The following is a 6,687-nucleotide window of genomic DNA, read 5'->3' as shown; positions in this document are numbered from 1 at the left end:
CACCACACCTGGGTTGATTCCTAGGAAGAGACACTGAACATGCTTCCAGAGCATGTTTAATCCTGTCTTGCCTTACTGTTTACTGGGGAAGGGGCCTATCCTGTACACACATTTATGCCGCTAACCCCCGTCGGCGCAACCGCCGGCGGGCACCGCCATTCGGTCAGCGTTCCGCTGACCCTGTGACTCGACAGTCGCCGATCCACCGAATCCAGGGGATGAGACATGCAGATCACCGTCTATGGAGCCACCGGCACATTCGGCCGCAGACTCGTGGCACACCTGCGTGAACGTGAGCACTCGGTGATCGCGGCCCACCGCGGAATCGGGGTCGACACCTTTGCGGGAGAAGGAGTCACCGAGGCGGCCGAAGGCAGCGATGTCCTCGTCGACTGCGTCAATCTCATGACGAACAACCGCCACAAAGCACTCGACTTCTTCTCCCGCAGCTCCCGGTCGATCGCCCTGGCCGCGGCAGAGAATCCGGGAGCAGCGATGGTGTGTCTGTCCATCGCCTTCAAGCCTGAGGTCGCGGCGTCCAAGCTGCTCGGCTACTACCAGGCCAAAGAACTGCAGGAACGGGTCTACCGCAGGCTGATCCCCGCCGACCAGCTCCTGATGTTCCGATCAGCCCAGTGGTTCGAACTTGTTGACACAATGACGTTCACCGCGGGTCCGGTGGCATTCGTGCCGAAGATGAGAGTGCAGGCCCTGGCCGCCGACGAGTCAGCTCGAATGATGGCCGAGGCCATCGATGCAGGAGAACGCGGAACCATCGAGGTCGCCGGCCCCGAGGTCAGCGACTTTCCGACGATCGCCGGCAGGATCGCGGCGGCCGACGCAGACTCGGCCGTGAGCGTCGGAGCAGGTCCGAGTGGCGGATCCCGTGCGAGGGGTATCCCGAAGATCGTCTCCGTTCCGATCCCAGGACCGATGTCCGGAAATGGCCTCATCCCCGATTCGCCGAGGCTCTCCGCCGTCACCGTCGCTGAATGGATCCGTTCCCGCTGAGGTGCAGGCATGACGTTGTAGTATCCAGTCGGGAGGAAATACATGGACTGGCTGGAATTCGGACTCGACGGCATCGATGCGGTGAGGATCGTCGTATCCTGCATTGCCTTCTACCTCGGCATCATTATTCTCGTCCGCGTATTCGGCCAACGGACCCTCGCGAGCCTCTCGAGTTTCGACCTTGCCGCCATCATCGCCTTGGGGGCGATCATCGGTCGTTCGATCCTTGGTGACACTCCGACTCTCATCGCCGGTCTCCTGGCCTTGGCCACCCTGCTGATCCTCCAGGCTCTGACCGGAAAGGCCCGGCGCTTCCACCGCATCGCAGGCATCGTCAACAGCCCCGCGATCGTCCTCATGGCCGGCAGTCAGCTGCTGATCGACAACCTCGCCAGAGCCCATGTCGACCCCGCCGAAGTGTATTCGAAGCTGCGCATGGCAGGCATCAGACAGCGCGCCGAGGTGGCCTGCGTGATCCTCGAGCCGACAGGTCAGATCAGTGTGACCAGGCGCGGCGCCCCGATCGATGAAGACCTGCTGCGCGGCGTCATCGGTGCGGAGAGAATCCCCCGCGAGAGCTGAGCCCCGCCGCCACACGGAGACTGAGATCTCTGCCCCTCAGCCATCGATTCTAAGGACGCGCTCAACCATCGAGCCCGAGTACCCGCGCTCCGTTGCGCCACAGCACCGAGCGCATCCATTCGTCGCCGAGGTCGAGTCCGGCCAGCCCCGAGATCTGATCCGCATAGGGGTAGGGAATGTTCGGGAAGTCCGAGCCGAGGATGATCTTGTCCTGCAGACCGGCCAAGCGTTCACGGTAAGCCGGGTCCACCTCGGCGGGGGAGGAGAAGAATCCTGACACGTACATCGTCGTGTCCAGGTGGACTCCGCTGTAATCCTCGGCGAGGCTGGCGAAGGCATCGTATTCGGGCATGCCCATGTGGGCGACGACGAACTTCAGGGACGGGTAGCGTTCGAGCACATTCGCCACGGCCTGCGGGCCGGTGTGGGCACCCGGCAGAGGTTCGGAGCCGGCGTGGATGACGATGGGCACCTGCGCCTCGGCGAGTGCCGCCCACGCCCGATCGAGCACCCGGTCATCGGGGGAGAAGCCACCCACCTGGATATGGACCTTGAACAGTCGGGCACCTGCTGCCAGAGCCTCGGGGACATAGTCGGCGGACTCCGGTTCGGCGTAGAGAGTCGCGCAGTGGATGACATCGTCATGGGCGGCGGCGAACTCGCGGTTCCACTCGTTGAGCCAGGCGGCCATGCCGGGTTTGTGCGGGTAGGTCAGTGCCGGGATGGCACGGACGCCCAGGTCACGGACGATGTTCAGGCGGGTTTCGGTGTCATAGCGGTAGTGGATCGGCCACGGATAGCCATAGCTGGCTTCGGCGGCGTCGAAGTAGGCCCATACTTTGTCGAGGACGTTCTGCGGCAGGAAGTGGATGTGGATATCGGCGAGGCCCGGGATGCCCAGCGCCTCGAGGTAGGCCGGGACGTCGGCATCGGTGCGTGGAGGTTCCGCCGCGGTCGCCTTGCTGTGATGAGTCGCGTCCTTGCGATCGGGAAGTGTGAAGTCGTCCATGCCCACCACCTTAGGCGGTGGACGCTGAGCGGGCCGAAACGGCGGGCAGCGGCTTGGCAGTATCGGTGCCTGCGAAGCGGACTCGTGTACGTCCAGCCCTCACTCATGACTCGAACTTAGACTGCCTGTATGGAGTTCACCGATCCGTACGAGATCGACGTCCCGCCGGGCACACGTCACGTAGGTGACGGACCCTTCTGGATGCCCGGCGACACCGTGACCTGGTCGTTTCGACGCTTCGACTTCGACCGTGACCACGCCGAGGTGCGTCGGCCGATGCACGTCATCGAGGACGGTCCCACCGGTGCAGTGCTGTGGATGGCAGGAGGCACCGAAACGGTCGATACGAGAATCGTCGGGTGGGAGGATTCCAATCCCCACGATGTTCCGCTCAAGGAACGTTTCCGCCCGTCCGCCGAGGCGCCCCGACGGATCAAGGCGCCCGGCAGCTGGCGTGGGCTCGGGGTGCTCAAGATCGTCCCGCCGCGAGTCCCGTTCTCCGTGTGGGTTCTGCTCAAACCCGGGGGAGCAGGGTCTGCTGCGGGTGACGCTGCTGCCGGTGGTTCTGCGGGGGTCCGCGCGGATTGGTACGTCAACCTCGAGGCCACCCACCGCCGCACGGGTGACACCCTGTTTACGAGCGATCACATTCTCGACATCACTTTCCCCGTCGCCAGCATGCCCCTGCACACGACATCCGGGCGTGCGATTCTCAACCCGAACGGAGCGGTGTTCAAGGACGTAGACGAACTCGCCGCCGCGGCGAACTACGGAGCCTGGCCACGTGAATGGTCGAACATCATTCGACGCAATGGATCGGAACTGCTCGACCACCTCGGCGAGTTCACCTGGGCATTTGACCCGAAGTGGGAGAAAAAGGCGCGAGAACTGGCGGCAGAATCAGCAGTCTCGAAATCTTCGCAGAATCAGGAACATCAGCGGATCCGAAGTGGTTGCTACAACAAGGACTGGATCTAGGCTCTGCCGCTTCGGCCGCCAACGATTCAGCCCCACAGACATCCCGCGACCGTGCGCAGACAGCGCGCGGCGTCGATGAAAGGAAGCATCTCGATGACGACAAACCACAGGATTCGCCTGAATTCTCGTCCAGTCGGAGAGCCGAAGGCGGAGAACTACCTCCTCGACGAGGTCGACCTGGGTTCGCCGCAGGACGGTGAGGTTCTGCTCCGCACTCTGTATCTCTCACTCGATCCCTACATGCGCGGTCGGATGTCAGATGCGAAATCCTATGCGAAGCCGGTCGAGGTCGGCGACGTCATGGTCGGTGCCACGGTCTCCGAGGTCGTCGAGTCGAACTCGTCCGACTTCTCCACCGGCGACACCGTCCTCGGCTACGGCGGCTGGCAGGAGTACTCCATCGAGAAGGCCGCACACCTGCGCCGTCTCGATCCCGAAGTCGCCCCGGTCAGCACCGCTCTCGGCGTGCTGGGCATGCCGGGCTTCACCGCATACTCAGGACTCCTGGAGATCGGGCGCCCACAGGAAGGCGAGACCGTGGCCGTTGCTGCCGCCACTGGCCCCGTCGGCTCCGTCGTCGGTCAGATCGCGAAGATCAAGGGCGCGAAGGCTGTCGGCATCGCCGGTGGACCCGAGAAGGTCGCCCACCTGAACGAGCTCGGCTTCGACGTCGCGCTCGACCACCGGACCGGCAACCTCAAGAACGAACTCAAAGAATCAGTGCCGCAGGGCATCGACGTCTACTTCGAGAACGTCGGCGGAGACGTGTTCAAGGCCGTGCTGCCACGTCTGAACACCTACGCTCGCGTGCCCGTCTGCGGTCTCGTCGCCAACTACAACCTGACCGAGCTGCCCGAGGGCCCCGACCGTTCGGGTGCGCTCATGGGCAACATCCTCACGAGGTCACTCAACGTCCGCGGCTTCATCCAGAATGAGTTCGTCGAGAAGCACCACGAGAACTTCCTGTCCGACATGAGCGGCTGGGTCAAGGAAGGAAAGGTCCGCTACCGCGAGGACATTCGCCCGGGCCTGGACAAGACACCCGAGTACTTCAACGACCTGCTCGCAGGCCGCAACTTCGGCAAGATGGTCGTGGCAGTCGACGCCGAGAGCTGAGGTAAGCTCCCTGCGTCGCAGCCTCCCAGCGGCGCTGTAGCCGCGCTGGCGGCGCAGAAATCACAAACGGTCGGTAAGTCCTGGTCGAATTTCGTATTATTTTCGACTAGGACTTACCGACTGTTTCAGTTTCAGGCCATCTTTCACGCCCGAATGTCAGTTACAGGCCGTCATTTATCCCCGAATGTCGCCGTTGGCTCAACCGGACATGACTGTGCGGCCAATTCGGGCCGCCGACAACCGGCACACAGCAGTGCGTTCTGCGAACCGCCTCCGACGACGCGGACCGTGTCGGCCGTTACCCCGGCCAACGCCTCGGCGGCATCGATGGTGCGGGCATGGGCCTCGGCCACGGATTCGGGTGGACGGTTGATCGACTACTCCGGGGTGGGCCAACCGTACTCGGCGAGTGACAAAGGGATGTTCAGGCGTCGTGCTGTCGAATCAATGCCGGAGGAGGAGCTCCTGGCTGACTCCCACGCTCACGCGAATGCCGCGAACACCTCGGCGGGGTCGAGTCCCAGGCTCAGCGCCAGGGTGAGGACGATGCGGGCCTTGCGGGCATCGAGGATTCCGGCGGGGATGAGCCCGGACTCGAGCAGCCCGATCTCACCGCCCGGATAGCCGTAGGTGTTCCTCAGGCTCGCACCCGAGCCCGGCCGCGATGCCAGGACGATGGGCATCGCCTCGCCGAGGCGGGCCACCGCTGGCAGCAGATGCTCGGGGACGTGGCCGCCGCCGACCCCGGAGATGACGGCACCGGCGAAACCGGACTCGATGAGCTGGGTCAGTGTCTCTTCGGGTTCGCCCATCCCCACCTCGGCGAGGGCGACCTTCGCAAGCGTCTCCGGGCGGGAAAGGCCCGCGAATGGGGACGCGTCCTCAGCCGTCGGCCTGTGGGGGAGGCGAACGGTGTCTTCGCTGATCCACCCGATCGCGCCGAGGACTGGGCCGGAGGAAAACGCCGCAGTCGAGGTCACGTGGGACTTGCGGACGAAACGCGGATCATGGATCTCGTCGTTGAAGACCAGGGTTGAGGGCAGTTCACTGCTCAGAGAGGAAAGCGCGGTCAGAGCGGCGGCGCGCACGTTCGCAGGGCCGTCGGCGCCGGGCAGTGTCGGATTGCGCATGGCCCCGGTGGCCGCGATGTGAGTGGCCGAGTCATTGAGCAGCCAGAGGGCGAAGGCGCTCTCCTCGAGAGTGTCGGTACCCTGCGTGAGAACGATGCCGTCGGCCTCGGTGGTGCGCGCGAGTTCGCGGACGTCGAAGAGCATGTCGAGGGTGACATTGGCGCTCGAGACCTGCGACACCTGTGTGAAGTCGGCCTGCAGGTCCGGCCAGATCTGGTCGAGGCCGGCGGCCGCGGCGATCTCCGCTCCGCTCAGGGCCGGGGCGACACCTCCGGATTGGTTCGAGGTCGAGGCGATGGTGCCGCCGAGGGCAGCGACGAGGAGATGAGGAGCGTTCTCTGACATGGGCACGAGTCTATCGGGCAGTTTCGGTGCTCAGCCCCTGATGCCGACGTTCTGTGTCATGGCTCTTTGCTAGTCTCCAAACATGGATCCCGACACCGTGCTCACGCTCGCTCATGACCAGGCGATCCAGTACCCGTCTGTGGAGATCGAGCACCCGTTCGGGCCCGAGTACAACGTGTACAAGGTGCGCGGGAAGATGTTCCTGATGGCCTTCGATCTGCGCGGTGTGCCCAGCCTCAATCTCAAGATCGATCCGCTGGACGGGGAGGTGCTCTGTGATGCCTATGAGGAGATCACTCCCGGATATCACATGAGCAAGAAGCACTGGATCACTGTGGCGGGAGCAGGCGCGGCCGAAGACGGATCCGGGAACATCCTTGATCCCGACCTTCTGCACGATCTCGTGCTCGAGTCCTACTGTCTCGTCGTTGCGAAGCTGCCGAAGAAGGACCGACCCGTCGACCCGAAGACCTTCGGCGGAAGGGACGAGACATGAGTCGGTAGACGCTCCACCCG

7 protein-coding genes are annotated in these 6,687 nt (G+C 63.9%); 5 read left to right on the top strand and 2 right to left on the bottom strand.

Features of this window, described 5'->3' with window-relative positions; all coding sequences use genetic code 11:
• The first annotated feature begins 225 nt into the window (after positions 1 to 225).
• Together BAUR9175_RS17370 and BAUR9175_RS17365 are read left to right on the top strand one after the other, a co-directional pair.
• Positions 226 to 1,011 carry an SDR family oxidoreductase gene (locus tag BAUR9175_RS17370; protein ID WP_009881758.1) on the top strand — a complete coding sequence of 262 codons (786 nt, stop codon included), beginning with the start codon at positions 226 to 228 and terminating at the stop codon, positions 1,009 to 1,011.
• Positions 1,012 to 1,053: 42 nt separating this feature from the next.
• On the top strand, positions 1,054 to 1,593 hold the full coding sequence (locus BAUR9175_RS17365; protein WP_009881756.1) for a YetF domain-containing protein: 540 nt from the start codon (positions 1,054 to 1,056) through the stop codon (positions 1,591 to 1,593).
• Between the two features lie 61 nt (positions 1,594 to 1,654).
• On the opposite strand, the gene BAUR9175_RS17360 is transcribed toward BAUR9175_RS17365, so the two are convergent.
• Positions 1,655 to 2,602, bottom strand: a complete 948-nt coding sequence (locus tag BAUR9175_RS17360; protein ID WP_009881755.1) for an amidohydrolase family protein — start codon at positions 2,600 to 2,602, stop codon at positions 1,655 to 1,657.
• A gap of 129 nt (positions 2,603 to 2,731) precedes the next feature.
• Between BAUR9175_RS17360 and BAUR9175_RS17355 the strand changes: the two genes are divergently transcribed.
• Positions 2,732 to 3,580, top strand: coding sequence for a DUF402 domain-containing protein (locus BAUR9175_RS17355; protein ID WP_069601003.1), 849 nt, complete (start codon positions 2,732 to 2,734; stop codon positions 3,578 to 3,580).
• Positions 3,581 to 3,673: 93 nt separating this feature from the next.
• Positions 3,674 to 4,696, top strand: coding sequence for an NADPH-dependent curcumin/dihydrocurcumin reductase (gene curA, locus BAUR9175_RS17350; protein WP_069601002.1), 1,023 nt, complete (start codon positions 3,674 to 3,676; stop codon positions 4,694 to 4,696).
• Positions 4,697 to 5,178: 482 nt separating this feature from the next.
• On the opposite strand, the gene BAUR9175_RS17345 is transcribed toward curA, so the two are convergent.
• Complete coding sequence (locus tag BAUR9175_RS17345; RefSeq protein WP_069601001.1) at positions 5,179 to 6,171, bottom strand: asparaginase; 993 nt, start codon at positions 6,169 to 6,171, stop codon at positions 5,179 to 5,181.
• A gap of 82 nt (positions 6,172 to 6,253) precedes the next feature.
• Between BAUR9175_RS17345 and BAUR9175_RS17340 the strand changes: the two genes are divergently transcribed.
• A complete protein-coding gene (locus BAUR9175_RS17340) occupies positions 6,254 to 6,667 on the top strand; it encodes an MmcQ/YjbR family DNA-binding protein (RefSeq protein ID WP_069601000.1) in 414 nt (137 codons plus the stop codon).
• Positions 6,668 to 6,687: the final 20 nt, after the last annotated feature.

This window comes from Brevibacterium aurantiacum (assembly GCF_900169065.1).
Taxonomy (GTDB): domain Bacteria; phylum Actinomycetota; class Actinomycetes; order Actinomycetales; family Brevibacteriaceae; genus Brevibacterium; species Brevibacterium aurantiacum.
The sequence above is the reverse complement of the archived record's forward strand: the minus strand, read 5'-3'. Positions and strand labels throughout refer to the sequence as shown.

Coding starts and splice junctions, on each gene's coding strand:
- BAUR9175_RS17370 (WP_009881758.1), top strand. CDS start 226: ATGCAGATCACCGTCTATGGAGCCACCGGCACATTCGGCCGCAGACTC.
- BAUR9175_RS17365 (WP_009881756.1), top strand. CDS start 1,054: ATGGACTGGCTGGAATTCGGACTCGACGGCATCGATGCGGTGAGGATC.
- BAUR9175_RS17360 (WP_009881755.1), bottom strand. CDS start 2,602: ATGGACGACTTCACACTTCCCGATCGCAAGGACGCGACTCATCACAGC.
- BAUR9175_RS17355 (WP_069601003.1), top strand. CDS start 2,732: ATGGAGTTCACCGATCCGTACGAGATCGACGTCCCGCCGGGCACACGT.
- curA (WP_069601002.1), top strand. CDS start 3,674: ATGACGACAAACCACAGGATTCGCCTGAATTCTCGTCCAGTCGGAGAG.
- BAUR9175_RS17345 (WP_069601001.1), bottom strand. CDS start 6,171: ATGTCAGAGAACGCTCCTCATCTCCTCGTCGCTGCCCTCGGCGGCACC.
- BAUR9175_RS17340 (WP_069601000.1), top strand. CDS start 6,254: ATGGATCCCGACACCGTGCTCACGCTCGCTCATGACCAGGCGATCCAG.